Here is a 17,052-nt window from a genome sequence, read left to right on the forward strand (position 1 = left end):
GGGCTGAACAATTTGTTCAGCCCTTTTTTTATGTTAAGATAGAATAATATCTTCTTCATTTTCCTTGTCCAGGTATTGTTGTACTACCTGTATCGCATTGGTAATTACATCGCTTAAGGCCACAATATAGGTACCGTCCTGTGCAATGCTGATCGCATGTTTCAGGGCCTCTATCTCTTTCGGAATGGTTTCCCAGGTTACGGTTCTGCCGGAATCATTGATACCCTCCAGCAGCAGTTGCAGGATTTCCTCCTCCTGTCTGCCCCTCAGGTGTTTCTCCTGGCGTATGATAATGTGGTCAAACATCCTTGCCGCAATCTTCGCACACTCCCTGATGTCTTCGTCTCTGCGGTCACCCACACCGGCAATAATACCGATCTTACGGCTGGCATCAATATTCTGCATAAACTCTTCAATACCCCGATACCCTGCAGGATTATGTGCAAAATCGATCAGGACCTTGAAGCGTTTAAATTCAAAAATATTCATACGGCCCGGTGTCTGAGCAGCACCCGGTATAAAGGTCTGCAAGGACAGGCTGATGTCTTCTGTTTTAAAGCCCCATAGATAAGCCGCCAGTGTAGCCGCCAGTGCATTGGCTATCATAAACCGCGCCTTTCCGCCCATGGTCAGTGGCACCAGGCTGGCTTTTTCCACCCTTATCTTCCAGGAGCCTTTTTTGATCGTTATATAACCGTTTTCGTACACGGCCACGATCTTACCTTCTTTCGCCAGTTTCTGTACAAAAGGAGTGTCTTCGGTCATGCTGAAATAAGCAACGTTACAATCCAGTTCTTTAGCTACTTTCAGGCACATCTCATCTTCTGCATTCAGGATGGCCCAGCCATCTTTTCTGATGCTGCGGGCCACCACCATTTTTACATTGGCGAGATCCTTCAGTGTTTCAATATCATTAAGGCCCAGGTGGTCTTCCTGTATATTAGTGATCACCCCGATGTCGCAGCGGCTAAAGCCAAGGCCAGCACGGAGTATACCACCACGGGCGGCCTCCAGTACCGCAAACTCTACTGTAGGATCTTTAAGAATATATTCAGCACTTAATGGTCCGGTTGTGTCCCCTTTCTCCATCATATGGTTTTGGATATAAATACCATCTGATGTTGTAAATCCGACTTTGTAACCGTTGTTTTTAATGATATGTGCGATCAGTCGGGTAGTCGTTGTTTTACCATTGGTACCCGTTACTGCAATAATAGGAATACGGCTTGGCTTACCCGGAGGGTAGAGCATATCTATAATCGGTGCCGCGACATTGCGCGGTAAACCTTCCGATGGTGCCAGGTGCATACGGAAACCCGGTGCAGCATTCACTTCCAGAATTGCACCACCACTCTCTTTCAGCGGCTGGGTCAGGTTCTGAGCCATGATGTCAATACCACATACATCCAGACCTATAACACGGGAGATGCGTTCGCATAAGAAAATATTTTCCGGGTGCATCATTTCGGTTACATCAACGGAAGTGCCACCGGTGCTCAGGTTGGCTGTAGATTTAAGGTGTACAATCTCACCTTTCTGAGGTATGGTCTCCAGGTTATATTCCTTTTTAGCCAGGATATCTTCAGTGTCGCGGTCTACCGTAATCTCGGTCAATACATTCTCATGTCCGTAACCACGGCGCGGGTCCTGGTTGGTGAGCTCAATCAGTTGTTGTATGCTACTGCTACCATCTCCGATAACGTGTGCCGGTTCCCTGCGTGCAGCAGCGACCACTTTGTTATCTATCACCAGGACGCGGAAGTCATGGCCGGTAATGAATCGCTCTACAATAACCTTACGACTGTATTGCTGTGCATGCAAAAGACCAGAGGCCGCATCTTCCCAATTCAGTACATTAATAGAAGCGCCTTTGCCATGATTACCATTCAATGGTTTTAACACGATCGGAAAACCAATCTGATCTATAATCTGTTTCAGGCCTTCTTCATCAACACAGATACTTCCTTTCGCAACCGGTATGGAGGCCATATCCAGCATCCGTTTAGTCTCTTCCTTGTTACAGGCGATATCTACCGCTATATTGCTGGTCTTACAGGTAATGGTCGCCTGGAACCGCATCTGGTTGATGCCGTAACCCAGCTGGATCAGCGAGTTGGTACCCAGTCTTATCCAGGGGATGTCTCTGGCAACAGCCTCTTCCACAATACTGGCGGTACTTGGTCCCAGACGTACCCGTTCGCGGATGCGGCGCATTTCCATAATGTCTGCCTCAACATCATAAGGGGTATCTGTAATAAGGGATTCAGCAATACGCACCGCACTTTCGGCAGCGTACAGGCCTACATTCTCTTCTATATAACTGAACACTACATTGTATATACCATCCGTTTTGGTCTGGCGTGTACGGCCAAAGCCTGTCTCCATACCCGCAAGGGTTTGGATCTCCAGTGCAATATGCTCAATGACATGGCCCATCCAGGTACCTTTTTCTACCCGATAGAAAAAACCACCTTCTACACCTTCAGAACAGCGATGGCTGATCATGGTAGGAAACATGGTTTCTATTCGCTCCCGGAATCCCGGTATCAGGTTCGTCGGTTGTTGCTCCAGCTCTTCAAGATCAAGCCTCATCTGTATGAGTTTGGTTCTTCTGATGCTCCATATATTTGGGCCTCTCAGGGCTTGTATTTTCAAGATTTTCATTTGGGAAACTATGTTTAAAGGGAACTGCTTTTAATATCCCTTCCAAGTTAAAGTTTTTTTTATATACAAATGCAAAATACTTTCTGCCAGGTATATTATGGCAACTTGTTTACTGTTGGTTAAAGAATCCGGATTTGTGTTTTAAGGGCCTTTTGGTATGTACCAGTTTGGAAATATTTTATACATTTGTTTCATTGTAAATGATAAAATAGTAAAATTAATGGACGAAGATGTTGTGGGAAAACTAGTGATCATAGGTGGTGCAGTGAACAAGGGCAGTTTTACAGAAGTCAGCTACGACGAGAATGTAGCGAATAACCTCAATTTTTTTGAAAAAGGTATTCTGAAGCGTATTATCAAAGAATCTAAACACGGTGAAGATTCCCGTATCGAGATTGTACCTACGGCTTCTCAGATTCCGGGCGAGGTTGGTGCAGAATATGTACGCACGTTTGAATACCTGAATGCTAAAAATACCGGTGTACTGAATATCCTTACACGGGAAAATGCAAATGATCCCGAAGTAATCAGCCGCCTCGAAAAAGCAGATGTAGTACTGTTTACCGGTGGTGATCAGCTGCGTTTATCTTCCATTCTCGGAGGTACTCAGTTTCACAGGTTATTACTCAAAAAATATCGTACAGAAGAATTTTTATATGCCGGTACTTCAGCCGGTGCTGCTGCGGCATCAGACAATATGATCTACCAGGGATCCAGCACTGAAGCGATGCTCAAAGGCGAGGTGAAAATGACCGGCGGACTGGGGCTTATAGATGATGTGATCATTGATACCCATTTCGTGGAAAGAGGTCGTATCGGTCGCTTATTCCAGGCCGTAGTGGGTAACCCATGGGTGCTGGGTATAGGATTGGGAGAGGATACCGGTCTGCTGATCAAGAACAATAAACAAATGGAAGCACTGGGTTCCGGTCTGGTGATACTGGTAGATGGTAATGAGATTAAAGATACCAACCTGACCAGCGTAGACCTGGGTCAGCCAATCTCTATCAATCACCTTGTGACACATGTCATGAGCATGTTCGATACCTATGACCTGGAGACACGTCGCCTCTTCATACACTCTTCACAATATACCTCTATAGGTAAGTTCGGGGTGGATAATAATTAAGCTATGAAAGTAATCATACATGGCGGTTTCTTTTCAGAATCGTCAACGAGTGCAGCAACTAAGAAAGCCAAGCAGGATGCACTGACAGAAATTGTACAAAAGGCCTACCAGTACATGGCATCGGGACATACTGCTACAGAAACGGTAGTATATGCCGTTAGCCTGCTGGAAGATGATGCCTTGTTCAATGCCGGAATCGGATCGCAGATACAGCGTGATGGCAAGATCAGGATGAGCGCCGCGGTAATGGATGGCACTACGCAGAAAATGAGTGGGGTCATTAATATTGAAGCGGTGAAAAACCCGATCAAAGTGGCACTGGACCTGCAAGGTGAGGATGACCGTATTCTGGGAGGCTCAGGTGCTACCAGTTATGCACGCGCACATGGCTATGAGGAGTTCAATACCGAGATTCCGCAACGCAGAGCAGAATATGAAGCAAAAACGGCCTCTACTGGTACCGGAACAGTAGGCTGTGTGGTTTTAGATGCAGCCGGTCATATCGCCGCAGCAACCTCAACAGGCGGTAAGGGTTTTGAAATACCCGGCCGCATTTCCGATTCGGCAACAGTGGCGGGCAATTATGCCAATGCTTTTTGCGGGGTAAGTTGTACCGGAGTAGGAGAGGATATCGTCAGTGGTGCTGTAGCTTCCAAAATTGTTACCCGGGTTACTGATGGCATGCATATTAAAGAAGCCTTTGCCCGGACATTTGAAGAATTAAAACCGTATGATGGTTTTGCCGGAGCGATCGCAATCGATGCCGCCGGTAATATATACCACCAGGACTCGCATCCCAGCATGGTGTATGCCAGTTTTGACGGGATCGATACAGAAGTATTTTCCTGATGATAAAAAAAGGGTTGAGCGCTTGCTCAACCCTTTTTTTATCATCAGGAATGTTTATTTACTGATGATGAATTTTTTATACGCAATTTCCTGCTTGTCAGTAATCAGGCGCATCAGGTACATGCCCTCTGCAAGCGCATTTACATCAATGGCGCTGCCGCCTTTAAGCGATACCTGCTGTACCAGCTGACCGGTAATGGTAAAGATGTCTGCCTGCGTTAATTTATGCTGCTGTGCATCATACTCCAGGTATAAAACCCCTTTAGTCGGATTCGGATATACTTTAAAATATTGCTCTGCTGCGATGGTATTCAGTGCGGTAGAAGTATCTGCTGTGGTTTTCTGGTATTCGATGGCTCCTATATCTACCAGTTGTTCAAATACCCTTTCATTGCCCAGGTAATCCAGCGTACCATAGGTATTCGTTGCCATGCTGCCTTTGTTGATACAGTCTGCAGAAGCCGCGGTCAGGCTGAAGTTTGCATTCATCGCATTCACCGTAGGACCTACCCCCTGAGGAGGAGCCGCCAGGTATGCACTCTGTTTGTAGATATTAGTATTGATCCCCTGCGCACCGGCTATAATACTGCTGGTAGGTAAGTAGTCAATAAGGTTTTTGGAGAAGCTGATCTCTGGCCCCCAGTATCTGAAATTGTTATAAACTGTATCAGTAGGAATAGCATTCTGCTTATTGTTCAGAATGATGTTATTACTGATTTTTAAACGGCAATAAGTACCCCAGCCATGCACCGCTGCCGAGCCCGCAGCGTCCTTCACCGTATTATTCATGATCGTATTATTGATAATCGTTGCCTTGCAATGCTGTGCCCAGATAGCTGCTCCACTGGTGGAGGAATAGTTATTGGCAATAATATTGTTGCGCACGGTATATTCATTCTTACCCGGCACATCACTCATCAGGATCTGTCCCAGCAGGTGCAGGCCGCCGCCGCCATCATTGATGCCACAGAAAACGCCATCGCCCAGTATCTGCTGATTATTGGCTATGAGGTTTTGCTCCACCAGTGCTTTTTTTGATTGCACCGATACCGCGCCCTGAAATGTCGTCTGGTTATGGTGCACCTTATTGTTCTGGATATTGACAATGCCTCCCTGCAGGCAGCTGACTACCGCTCCGCCGGCAGTTACGGTATTGTTATACAGTTCATTATTCTTAAATATCAGCACACCGGTAGAGGTGTCTGCAAAGGCAGCATTACAGTAAATGCCCTGACTCGCGTTATTGGTATTATTATAGAATTTATTATTGGTGACGTATGTACTGTCTGCATACAGTGTAAACAGCATGGCGCCGCCCGCAAGGTTATCATGAAATACAGAATTGGTGAATTTCAATTTGGCATTGCCCGTGCTGGGAAAGTTCGCCAGATTGATTACATTTCCGTTCGTATGGTTATGGTAGAATTCGCACTGGTTGATGTACAGGTTTTCACCGCTGGACTGAATGCTGCCATTCTTCATATCTTTGAAAATACAGTATTCCAGGGTAGGGGTATTCATGCTGGTACCTATGCTGTTCAAGAGTACCATACCACGCCATCCTCCCGCAGTATTTAATGCAGGATTGGACCATCCGGTAGTATCATTGGCCCGGAAAGTAATCTTCTGCTCCAGGGTACCGACTGCGGATAATTTACCCTGTACAATCATCTGGTAATTACCCATAAATACAACCTGTACACCTGGTTGTATCGTCAACAGGTTGTTGTACGAAACTGAAATGTCATTATGTATATAGTAAGGTGAACCTTCGAGTGTCCAGTTACCGCTGACCGTAGCCGTAGTGATTTGTGTTGCGGCTTCCGTGTTTTCTGCCATAAAGAACAGGCTACCGGTAAGCAATAATAAAAGTTTTCTCATGTTTAACAGGGTTTCTCAGATAGACAGGTAGAAACAGCCCATTAGTTGGAGAAAAACGAAATTAAATTGCTGAATGCCAATGATATATCTGTCAGGATTGGGTTTTAGGTCACTTAGTGGAGATAAAGCAAGAGCGGGTTTCCTAGGAAACCCGCTCTTGCTTTATGGTAATGTAACTTCGAATGGAACATCGTCCGGTGGAAGACACATGCTTTCGTTGCAGCTTTGGTAAGTTATGATACCCTTTATTTTTTTTGTGCCTTTATCTGCCGTAAATTTCCTGCTCAGGGTGACTGTATTATTATAGGAAAAAACAGTGCCCTCAATAAAATCCAGGTTCTCATCATGAGGTCTCTGATTGGCCATCCATTTATCTTTCCAGTTCAGATCGGGAGTAATCGTAATGCTGGTCGCGATCAGAGAGCCGTCGCCACCCGCATCCATAGCCCAGATATGGTATCCTTTCTGCATAGTTGCTTTTGCCGATAGTTCATATTCTGCCTGGTCTGCATTCGTAGCTTTAACCGTTACCGTCCAGGAGACTATTTTTTCTGTCTGCTGTGCGAAGGATGCAGAAGTCAGGAAGATGCCGAGTATAAATAACAGTATATGTTTCATGTATTGTTTTATTTGGTAAGAATCAATTTTATGCCCTGAGCCTGTACTGCCGCCTGCTTGCCCTCTTTATTCGGCAGCAGGTACATTACCTGTTCAATATATGCGGTATCTCCGGCTTTGGCCCGGAACTGCATATCACTGGCCATACCTTTGTCCAGCTTATCTTTACAATGGCTGCTGAGGTAATCGGTGCTGATAAATTCCTTTCCGGTTTCATCTTCATACATCCCTCTTTCGGCATAGGTATAGGTAAAGGTTTGTACCGGGTAGAAATTGCCGGCAGAATCTTTAACCCAAACCGGTTCGCTGATCAATTTATGAAAATTGTCTACGCTGATATTGCCCGTTGCCGTAGCTTTATCAGAAAGATACGTTTGCCCTTTCCGGTCGTCTTTTACCGGAGCTTTTTGCTTCTGTGCCCATAACATTCCTGCAGTACCAGCAATTAAAACTGCGGTAATGCCCCATTGTTTCCACCTGTTTTGTTTCATATTCCGAAGAGATTTAACCTTAATAGGATACCAAATATACATAAGGGTTTAGTCAATATCGACTAAACCCTTACAGATTAACATAATCTTTAGTTCAATTTTTTTAGTTAAGATTGGCCAGGCTTTCTTCCAGTGTTCTGATTTTGGCTTCGGCATCTGATTTTTTCTTCTGCTCGGTAGCGATAATCTCCGGTTTCGCATTTTGTACAAAACGCTCATTACCCAGTTTCTTCTCAATACTCACCAGGAATCCTTTCAGGTAAGCCAGCTCCTCAGCCATCTTATCTTTCTGAACAGAAGCATCTACAGCAACAGAAGTGATCACAAATACCTTTTCTGTATTTACAACCAGTGCAATGCCGCTTTGTGGTACTGTTTCTGACAATTCAATGCTGGTCGCATTTATCTGGCGCTGCAGGATCTGGCCTGCTTTGCTATAAAATTCAGGATCAGTAGAATTGATCACCAGTTCTACCGTATCCTTTGGTTTCAACTGGTTTTTGTTACGGGTATCACGTATGCTGGAGATCAGTTGCTTCAGCAATGCTGCCTGGTCCAGGATTGCTTTATCGGCAGTACCGTAATCCGGTAACTGGCGGGTCATCAGGTCCTGATCCTGCTCACGCAGTAAATGATATAATTCTTCCGTAACGAATGGCATGAACGGATGCAGCTGTTGTAACAGTTGCTCGAAAATACCGATAGCATCGTTAAGTGTTTGTGCACTGATAGACTCGCCGTATGGTGGTTTGATCCACTCCAGGTACCAGGAACAGAAGTCGTCCCAGATCAGGGAGTAGATTGTTTTCAGTGCTTCACTCAGGCGGAAATCTTTGAATAAATCTTCAATTTCAGCAGCCACTTCTTTGATGCGCTCACGCATCCATAAAGTAGCAAAATGAGGTGCCTTATGGTCAGTAGCAACTGCATTAGCTTCCCACATCTTGATCAGCTTCAGGGCATTCCACATTTTGTTGGAGAAGTTACGTCCCTGCTCCAGGAAGGCCTCATCAAACAGGATATCATTACCTGCAGGAGATGCGATCATGACACCAAAGCGTACCGCATCTGCACCATAATCTTCGATCAGTTTCAGCAGATCAGGAGAGTTGCCTAATGATTTACTCATTTTACGACCCTGCTTATCGCGTACAATACCGGTAAAGTATACGTGCTGGAACGGTTTCTGCTGTTTGTACTCATAACCGGCCATAATCATACGGGCTACCCAGAAGAAGATAATCTCCGGAGCCGTTACCAGTGTATTGGTAGGGTAGTAGTAATCCAGTTCGGCATTATTTTCCTTATTGGCATCCCATCCGAATACTTCCATAGGCCATAACCAGCTGCTGAACCAGGTATCCAGTACATCATTGTCCTGTTTCAGGTCGCTGCGTTTCGCTTCAGGGTAATCTTTGTTGTATTGGGCAAATGCACCGGCTTCGTCAACCGCTACATAAATATTTCCTTCCGGAGCATACCATGCCGGGATGCGGTGTCCCCAGCGCAGCTGGCGGCTTACACACCAGTCCTTGATATTGCTCATCCAGTGGCGGTACAGGTTTTTGAACTTAGCCGGTACGAATTCGATATCATCGTTCATAACCGCATTCAGTGCCGGTAAGGCCATATCTTCCATCTTACACCACCATTGCATAGACAAGCGTGGCTCTACTACTGCACCGGTACGCTCACTTACACCAACCTGGTTTTTATAATCTTCCTGTTTAACCAGTGCACCTGCGGCTTCCAGTTCCGGGATGATTTTTTTGCGTACGGCAAAACGATCTTCACCAACGAAGATCTGCGCAGCAGCGCTTAAAGTACCATCTTCATTCAAAGTATCAACTACTTCCAGGCGGTGTTTCTGGCCCAGGTTGTAGTCATTCACATCATGTGCCGGAGTTACCTTCAGGGCACCGGTACCGAATTCCATATCGATATAGTCATCAAATATGATCGGGATGCGTTTGTTGATCAGCGGTACAATAGCGAACTGGCCACGAAGGTGCGCGTAGCGCGGATCTTCAGGGTGTACACAGATTGCGGTATCGCCCATAATTGTTTCCGGACGTACGGTTGCTATAGTGATATATTCGTCGCTGTCTTCTATTTTATAGCGCAGGTACGTCAGTTTAGACTGCGTATCCTTGTGCAGTACTTCTTCATCGCTTAAGGCAGTTTTGGCCTGCGGATCCCAGTTGATCATCTTCGCACCGCGATAGATACAGCCTTTCTGATGCAGGTCTACAAATACATTGATTACCGCTTTGTAGTAAGCATCATCCATGGTGAAATGAGTACGGTTCCAGTCCAGCGCACAGCCCAGTTTTTTCAGCTGCTGCAGGATGATGCCGCCGTATTTTTCCTTCCATTCCCAGGCATATTTCAGGAATTCTTCTCGGGATAAAGCATTTTTATCGATGCCCTTTTCTGCCAGCATGGCCACTACCTTAGCTTCTGTAGCAATAGAAGCATGGTCGGTACCGGGTACCCAGCAGGTATTGTATCCCTGTGATTTGGCACGGCGTATCAGGATATCCTGCACACTGTTGTTCAGCGCATGACCCATATGTAAGACCCCGGTTACATTTGGTGGAGGCATTACAATTGTATAGGCCGGTCTGTCGTCCGGGGTGGAGTTAAAATACCCCTTGCTGTTCCAGTGCTCGTACCACTTGGTTTCGCTGGCAATATGCTGAAAATTCTTACTCAGTTCCATCGATATATAATAATATGGTTGTGTTTAACGTATATGAAAAGTATGCAAAAATAAAGATTTCGGGGCGATAAATGAATGTGTAAATTTGCGACAGATCTAAAATTGATATATATAATGAAAAATACCACCCTTATATCCTGCCTGCTATGCCTGTTTCTGCTCCCGTTTTACGCTAGCGCACAGCCGGTATTAAGCCAGCCACAGCCAAGGTTTCAGGCCGGGATCATAGCCGGTGGTAATTTCTCTCAGGTAGATGGAGACCTTGATGCGGGAGTACATAAAGTGGGCCTGAATGCCGGATTTTCATCTTATACGATGCTGGCACCAAATGTATACCTGAACCTGGAGCTACTATTTTCCCAGAAAGGATCGCGCTATGGCAGGGAATGGCAAAGCTATGCCGGGCCATACCTGATGGTATACCAGATGAAGCTGAATTATATAGAAGTGCCGCTGCTGCTGCATTATGAACTGGCCCCGAGATGGGTAATCGGTGCGGGCGTGTCGTACAATCGCCTGGTGCAATCGCAGGAGCGCTACAGAGGCCTGTATGCCTGGAATGATTTTGATCCGGAAAAATATCCGTACAAAAAAAATGAATGGGAATACGTTGGCAGTGCCAGTTTCCGTTTAAGTAACAAAGTCATCGCAGAGCTGCGCTACCAGTATTCCATAACACCGGTTCGGGCAGCTGCAGATATACCGCAGGACTTTAGCGGATATAAAGCACAGCGCAATAATCTTTTCGCTTTACGAATCGGTTATTACCTGTGATTTTTTATTATTTATTTCAAAATACAAAAATTATCTTTGCAACCTTATGGTTAAGAAATCAATGTTAATTTTATGTGCGGTGCTGGGTGCTTATACAGCCCAGGCGCAGACCCAGTATGCCGATAAAATCACGGCGGTAGTGGGTGATAAAATTATCCTGCAATCTGATATTGGTGCACGTTACCTGGGTCAAAAGAAAGATCTTTCCGGCCTGGAACTTCCCGAAAGTGAAAAATGCGGTTTTTTAAGAGACATGATCGCCGAAAAGGTTCTGGTAGAACAGGCCGCAAGGGATAGTGTTATGGTGACGAAAGATGAGGTAGAATCTGCACTGGAAGGTCGTATATCTGACATCCTGAACTACGAGTTTGGTGGAAATAAAGAAGCACTGGAAAAAGCAACCGGCCGCTCCATTTACCAGATCAAGGAAGATTACCGTGAGCCGATCAAAGACCAGATGATCTCTGAGCGCATGAAGCAGGAGGTGATCAAAAATATTACCATTACGCCTAAAGAGGTAGAAGACTATTACAATACTATTCCTGAAGATAAACGTACCAATATCCCGGCTACAGTAGAGTTTGGTGAGATTGTGCTGAAACCTTCAGTAGATCCGGAAGTGGAAAAGTATACTTATGATAAAGTAGCTGATATCCGCCGCCAGATTGTAGAAGATGGGAAAAGCTTCGAACTGATGGCACAGCTGTATACAGAAGATGCCGGAAAGGAAACGGGTGGTGAAATGAACCTGAACCGTAAATCCAACAATATTGACAACCGCTTTATTGCTGCGGCATTTAAATTACAGCCAGGAGAAATATCTCCAGTGTTCCGCTCCAGCTTCGGTTATCATATCATCAAAATGGTGAGCAGAAACGGCGATGATGCGAATATCCGTTATATCGTTATCATCCCGCAGTTTACTTCCGGAGATATTGCCAAAGCCCTGGCCGTACTGGATAGTACCTATAACCTGCTGAGTACCGGAAAGCTTACCTTTAATGAAGCCCTGTCGAAAGTAGGTAATGATGAAAACTCTAAAAACGGTGGGGGTATGGTTATTGACCCGCGTACCGGTTCTACCATCCTGAGCGTTGATAATATCCAATCTGAAGATCTGGTTATTGCTGCAGCAGAGCTGAAAGTAGGTGAATACAGCAAGCCAAAACAATACAGTGATCCATATGGTGGTATGAAATGCCGTATCCTGTATGTAAAGTCTAAGACAGATCCGCATCAGTTAAACCTGAAGGATGATTATAATATCTTACAGAAAAATGCATTGCAGATGAAGCAGTTGATGCACCTGAGAAAGTGGCTGGGAGAGAAGTCTAAAGGCTATTATATCAAAATAGATCCGAATTATATGACCTCCTGCGATGAGTTGAAAATGTATGTAAAATAGTATAGACTATATAAGCTTTAAAAAGAAGGCCCCCGGTTATAAACCGGGGGCCTTCTTTTTGGTTGGTAATTTTTAGTTAAAGAAATGTTATTGACACTTAGTTTGTCATATATCCTTTGGTTTTATTTAATAAAAAAATAATTTTATAAAGTTAATAATTTAACAATAGACAATATTTAATTAAAAACATATATAATAATGCCAGGGAGGGGTATCGCCAAAAACTAAATAGAAGTAAACGTAAAATAGGATAGAGTACAAGCTTACATTATGAATCACTTAAACGTTCAAACAAAAACTGTATGAGAACATTTTTTATTCAATCATTATTCGCTTTGCTATTGTTGATGGGTAGCTGGCGAGCACAAGCTCAAACTACTGTTACCCTTCAGGCCACGGGTACTGCCGGCTCCTTCAATGTGGGGAGTGTGAGTTCTGCCGGAACAAAGTATGATAGTAACATGGTTACGATCAACTCGGGTGCCAACCGTGGCTTTGCAAAATTTAACCTCTCTTCCATTCCTGCCGGTGCTGTAATCAGTGCAGCAAGTGTAACTTTTGTTACCTACAGTAGTACCACTTCCAGCGCAGCTAACAACATTTACGGCTTTACCGGCGACCCCGCAACCATAGCAGGTGCAACCCTTTATACCAATTGTGGTGCGGGTACCGCATTCTCTTCTGTTGCCTGGGCTGCCAATGCCAGTAATACCCTTAGTCTGAATGCAGCCGGTATTAGTTTCCTGGCATCCAATCTTACCAGTACCCAGTTATGTCTGGGTTTCGTGCGGGGCTCTACCAATACGTATAATATTGCCGGTTATGCCGGTGGTAACGGAGCCACTCCGTCTTTAAGCATTACCTATACGGTTCCTACTGCACCTCCTCCCTGTGCAACTTATGTCGCTCCTGCCAATGCCGCAACCGGATTATATTCTCCTGTGGCCCTGAGATGGAACACCGCTCTGGGTGCTACCGGGTATGATGTCTATTATGGCACAACATCCAACCCTACTACACTGGCGGGTACGGTTTCTGATACCACTTATAGCTTAAGCAGTCTTGCAGCAAACACAACTTACTACTGGAAAGTAGTTCCCAAAAATAGCTTAGGCTCTGCAGCAGGATGTACTGTACGATCATTTACAACTTCTATTCTGACTTGTGTACCGACTTATACCAATGGTGGTACTACGGATAATATCGCACAGGTTACACTTGGTACTTTGAGCGATGTTCCTCCAACCAATAACAGCCCTTACTACTTTGACAGATCCGGTGTGCAGAATGCAATTCCGGATGTTCCGCAAACGGTACCAACTACCCTGAGTCTTACGTTCGGATCAGATGGTAACCAGTATAACGGTGTGTGGATAGATTTTAATAACAACGGTAATTTCGAGACTACAGAATTTTTTACCTCCAACTCTAATCCCGGATCATCCGGTACAGCCAGTGTTGTAATTACCATACCGGCTACAGCATCTCTGGGTAATGTATACATGCGTATAAGAGGAGGAGATGATGCACAGCCTACCAATGCACAAGCGTGTAATGCTTCCGGCTCTACATATGGTATGGGTTTGGATTATAAGATAAATATCATTGCCGCTCCGGCTTGTATACAACCAGCAACGACAACTTTTTCCAATGTAGCCGCTCAAAGTGTAACCCTCTCATGGGCTGCCGCTGCGAGTGCTGCAAATGGTTATGAATATTACATCAACCTGTCCAATACACCACCTACTGCAGCTACCACTGCAACAGGTTCTGTAGGTGCGGGTATTACTACGGTAAATGTCACTACCGGTATTACGCCGAATGCAACACACTATTACTGGGTACGTTCTTTATGTTCCGGTAGTGCGAAGAGCGGCTGGTCAACTATCGGCAGCTTTACTACTCCATGTCTGCCGGTAACGGTGCTGCCATGGACAGAAAACTTCGATGCGTTGAGTTCTGTTGGTGCTACAGCTTTCCCATCCTGCTGGAAAAAACAGAATGGTGACTGGGAAACGACCAACGAAGTTGCCGGTACTTATTTTGCAGGACCATATTCCGGAGCCAATGCGCTGCGTAACAGATGGTCTGCAGATAAAGAATTTATGTGGACTCCTGGCTTCCAGCTTACTGCCGGTACCTCTTACGATTTTAGCTTCTACTGGGCCGGAGATAACTATTCCGGATGGCAGGGAGATGTGTATCGTAATGGAATACAGGACAGTACTGGTGCTGTAACGATGGGCGCTTCTTTTGTGACTACCGGTACGACTACCAATATGACGTATCAGAAAGTAACCAGGACGTTTATCCCAACTACCAGCGGCACATACTATTTCGCTATACGTGTAAATGAAGCAACCGGAAGTCCATGGTATCTTGGTTTTGATAACTTTGAGCTGAGACAAACACCAACCTGTTTTGATCCTCAGTCCTTAACGGCAAACCTCACCACAGCTACTGCTGCAAGCCTTTCCTGGACTGCACCGACACCAGCGCCGGCACAAGGGTATCAGTATTATTACAATACAACCGGTGTTGCGCCTACAGCAGCATCCACGCCAGTGTACAATGTACCTACCGGTACTACTGCTAACGTGAGTCCGTTGGCTGCAAATACAACGTACTACTTCTGGGTTAGATCTGTATGTTCTGGTACTGATAAAAGTCCATGGTCTAATATGGCTTCTGTAACGACCAACTACTGTACACCGGCACCTGTTTCTGTAGATGATCAGGGTATCATTAATGTGATCGCCGGCAGCTTTAGTAATCCTACTACTGCAGAAACCAATAACTATGGCAACTACACTAACCTGAGCATTAATGGTCCTCAGGGGCAGCAGAAGAATATGAAGATTGTATTCAGCACGCTTACCTATGACTATAATGCCGTGATCTATGTAGACTGGAATAATGACTTTGATTTTAATGATCCGGATGAAACCGTGTTCACAGGCCTGTCTGCCGGATCGGGTGGTGCAGATACTGTAAATGCATCGTTCGTGGTGCCGGCTACAGCTACCTTAGGTGCACATCGTATGCGCATCGGTGGTGCTGATGCTGCCACACCGTCTCCTTGTTATACCGGTGCTTATGGTACCATCGAAGACTATACCCTCAATGTGGTATCCTGTGCGGGTCTTGCCGTAAGTTTAGGCAATGATACTACGATCTGCGGATCAGGATCACTGACCCTGAATGCGGCAAATGCAGGTGCCAGCTATCTCTGGAGCAACGGTGCCACTACACAGACAATATCCCCATCAATAGGTGGTAACTATTCTGTGACGGTAACCATTGCCAATGGCTGTGCTAAATCAGATACCATTGCTGTTGCTTTCAGTGCTTTACCAACAGTAGCTCTGGGACCAGATGCGCCTATCTGTAGCGGAGGTAGTAAAACCCTGAATGCGGGTAACCCGGGCAACACTTATCTGTGGAGTACCGGAGCCACTACACAAACCATCAGCGTAACCACACCAGGTACTTACTGGGCTAAAGTAACCAACATCTATGGTTGCTGGTCTACCGATACGATTGTGCTGACCACCGGTACCTTGCCAACCGTATCTTTAGGTAATGATACCGCGATCTGTGCCAATGCCAGCATTACTTTAAATGCGGGAAATGCAGGATCTGCATACTTATGGAATAATGGTGCGACAACCCAAACCATTACAGCAAGTGCACAAGGTGCTTATTCGGTTACTGTAACTAACTCTACCGGATGTAGCAAAGCAGATACGATTAACATCGGCATTAATGCCCTGCCGGTAGTAGCTCTGGGTAATGATACGGCTATATGTGCCGACGATACCCTGACACTGGATGCCGGTAACGCAGGGGCTACTTATCTCTGGAGCAATAGTGCTACTACACAGACCATTGGTGTAAATGCCGCAGGCAGCTACCATGTAATGGTAACCAATGCTGCAGGTTGTACTGCTTCGGACACGATGAACCTGACGACCAATCCATTGCCTTCTGCAGATGCGATTACGGTAACCGGAACGTCGCCTAGCTTTACATTTACCGTAACCAATGGACAGAATGTACTTTCCTACTTATGGAACTTCGGTGATAATACCTCTACCTCAACCAGTGCCAGCCCGGTACACAGCTATGCTGCAGCGGGTACATACACGGTAACCGTAACCCTGACTAATGATTGCGGCAGCATTACCCTGACCAAACAAGTAACGGTACAAGGGAATGGTGTGCATGATCTGGATCTGGATGAGGCCGCGCTGAAACTTTATCCTAACCCTGCAAACCAAAGCATCGTTGTGGAGAATGTAAGCAGCATGCACCTGCAGGAAATACAGGTTTATAATGTATTAGGTCAGTTGGTTGCTACGCACAAAGCAACACATCCTAATGGCAAACAGGTGATCAATGTGAGCAACCTGGCTAATGGTATGTATCATATGCGTATCAGATTTGCAGAAGGCACTGCCGAACGCAAGTTTGAAATCCTGAAGTAATATATCTGAAAGAATAGTGACTGAAGCCCCTG

The 17,052-nt window shown here is 45.5% G+C and carries 10 protein-coding genes; 5 read left to right on the forward strand and 5 right to left on the reverse strand.

All coding sequences use genetic code 11. The features are described from left to right. Positions 1-33: 33 nt before the first annotated feature. A complete protein-coding gene (gene cphA, locus FTD44_RS12100) occupies positions 34-2,664 on the reverse strand; it encodes a cyanophycin synthetase (RefSeq protein ID WP_222166705.1) in 2,631 nt (876 codons plus the stop codon). Positions 2,665-2,884: 220 nt separating this feature from the next. Between cphA and FTD44_RS12105 the strand changes: the two genes are divergently transcribed. Beyond that, positions 2,885-3,793, forward strand: coding sequence for a cyanophycinase (locus FTD44_RS12105; RefSeq protein ID WP_222166706.1), 909 nt, complete (start codon positions 2,885-2,887; stop codon positions 3,791-3,793). A 3-nt stretch (positions 3,794-3,796) separates the two neighbouring features. Further along, a complete protein-coding gene (locus FTD44_RS12110) occupies positions 3,797-4,642 on the forward strand; it encodes an isoaspartyl peptidase/L-asparaginase (RefSeq protein WP_222166707.1) in 846 nt (281 codons plus the stop codon). Between the two features lie 54 nt (positions 4,643-4,696). Here FTD44_RS12110 and FTD44_RS12115 read toward each other — a convergent pair whose 3' ends face one another. From FTD44_RS12115 to FTD44_RS12130, 4 genes are all read right to left on the reverse strand, one after another. Beyond that, positions 4,697-6,523 (reverse strand): T9SS type A sorting domain-containing protein, encoded by a 1,827-nt coding sequence (locus FTD44_RS12115; RefSeq protein WP_222166708.1) that lies wholly within the window; start codon positions 6,521-6,523, stop codon positions 4,697-4,699. 162 nt (positions 6,524-6,685) lie between these two features. Then, the gene (locus FTD44_RS12120) at positions 6,686-7,141 is read right to left on the reverse strand and encodes a protein-disulfide reductase DsbD domain-containing protein (protein ID WP_222166709.1); all 456 of its coding nucleotides are present in this window, start codon (positions 7,139-7,141) and stop codon (positions 6,686-6,688) included. Between the two features lie 8 nt (positions 7,142-7,149). After that, positions 7,150-7,632, reverse strand: a complete 483-nt coding sequence (locus FTD44_RS12125; RefSeq protein WP_222166710.1) for a hypothetical protein — start codon at positions 7,630-7,632, stop codon at positions 7,150-7,152. Positions 7,633-7,735: 103 nt separating this feature from the next. Then, positions 7,736-10,354 (reverse strand): valine--tRNA ligase, encoded by a 2,619-nt coding sequence (locus FTD44_RS12130; protein ID WP_222166711.1) that lies wholly within the window; start codon positions 10,352-10,354, stop codon positions 7,736-7,738. Between the two features lie 114 nt (positions 10,355-10,468). Between FTD44_RS12130 and FTD44_RS12135 the strand changes: the two genes are divergently transcribed. From FTD44_RS12135 to FTD44_RS12145, 3 genes are all read left to right on the forward strand, one after another. Then, the gene (locus FTD44_RS12135) at positions 10,469-11,128 is read left to right on the forward strand and encodes a porin family protein (RefSeq protein WP_222166712.1); all 660 of its coding nucleotides are present in this window, start codon (positions 10,469-10,471) and stop codon (positions 11,126-11,128) included. A 46-nt stretch (positions 11,129-11,174) separates the two neighbouring features. Next, on the forward strand, positions 11,175-12,533 hold the full coding sequence (locus tag FTD44_RS12140; protein ID WP_222166713.1) for a peptidylprolyl isomerase: 1,359 nt from the start codon (positions 11,175-11,177) through the stop codon (positions 12,531-12,533). A gap of 302 nt (positions 12,534-12,835) precedes the next feature. Next, positions 12,836-17,020 carry a GEVED domain-containing protein gene (locus FTD44_RS12145; RefSeq protein WP_222166714.1) on the forward strand — a complete coding sequence of 1,395 codons (4,185 nt, stop codon included), beginning with the start codon at positions 12,836-12,838 and terminating at the stop codon, positions 17,018-17,020. Positions 17,021-17,052 lie beyond the last annotated feature (32 nt).

Origin of the sequence: Edaphocola aurantiacus (assembly GCF_019797745.1) — a bacterium.
Lineage (GTDB): Bacteria > Bacteroidota > Bacteroidia > Chitinophagales > Chitinophagaceae > Edaphocola > Edaphocola aurantiacus.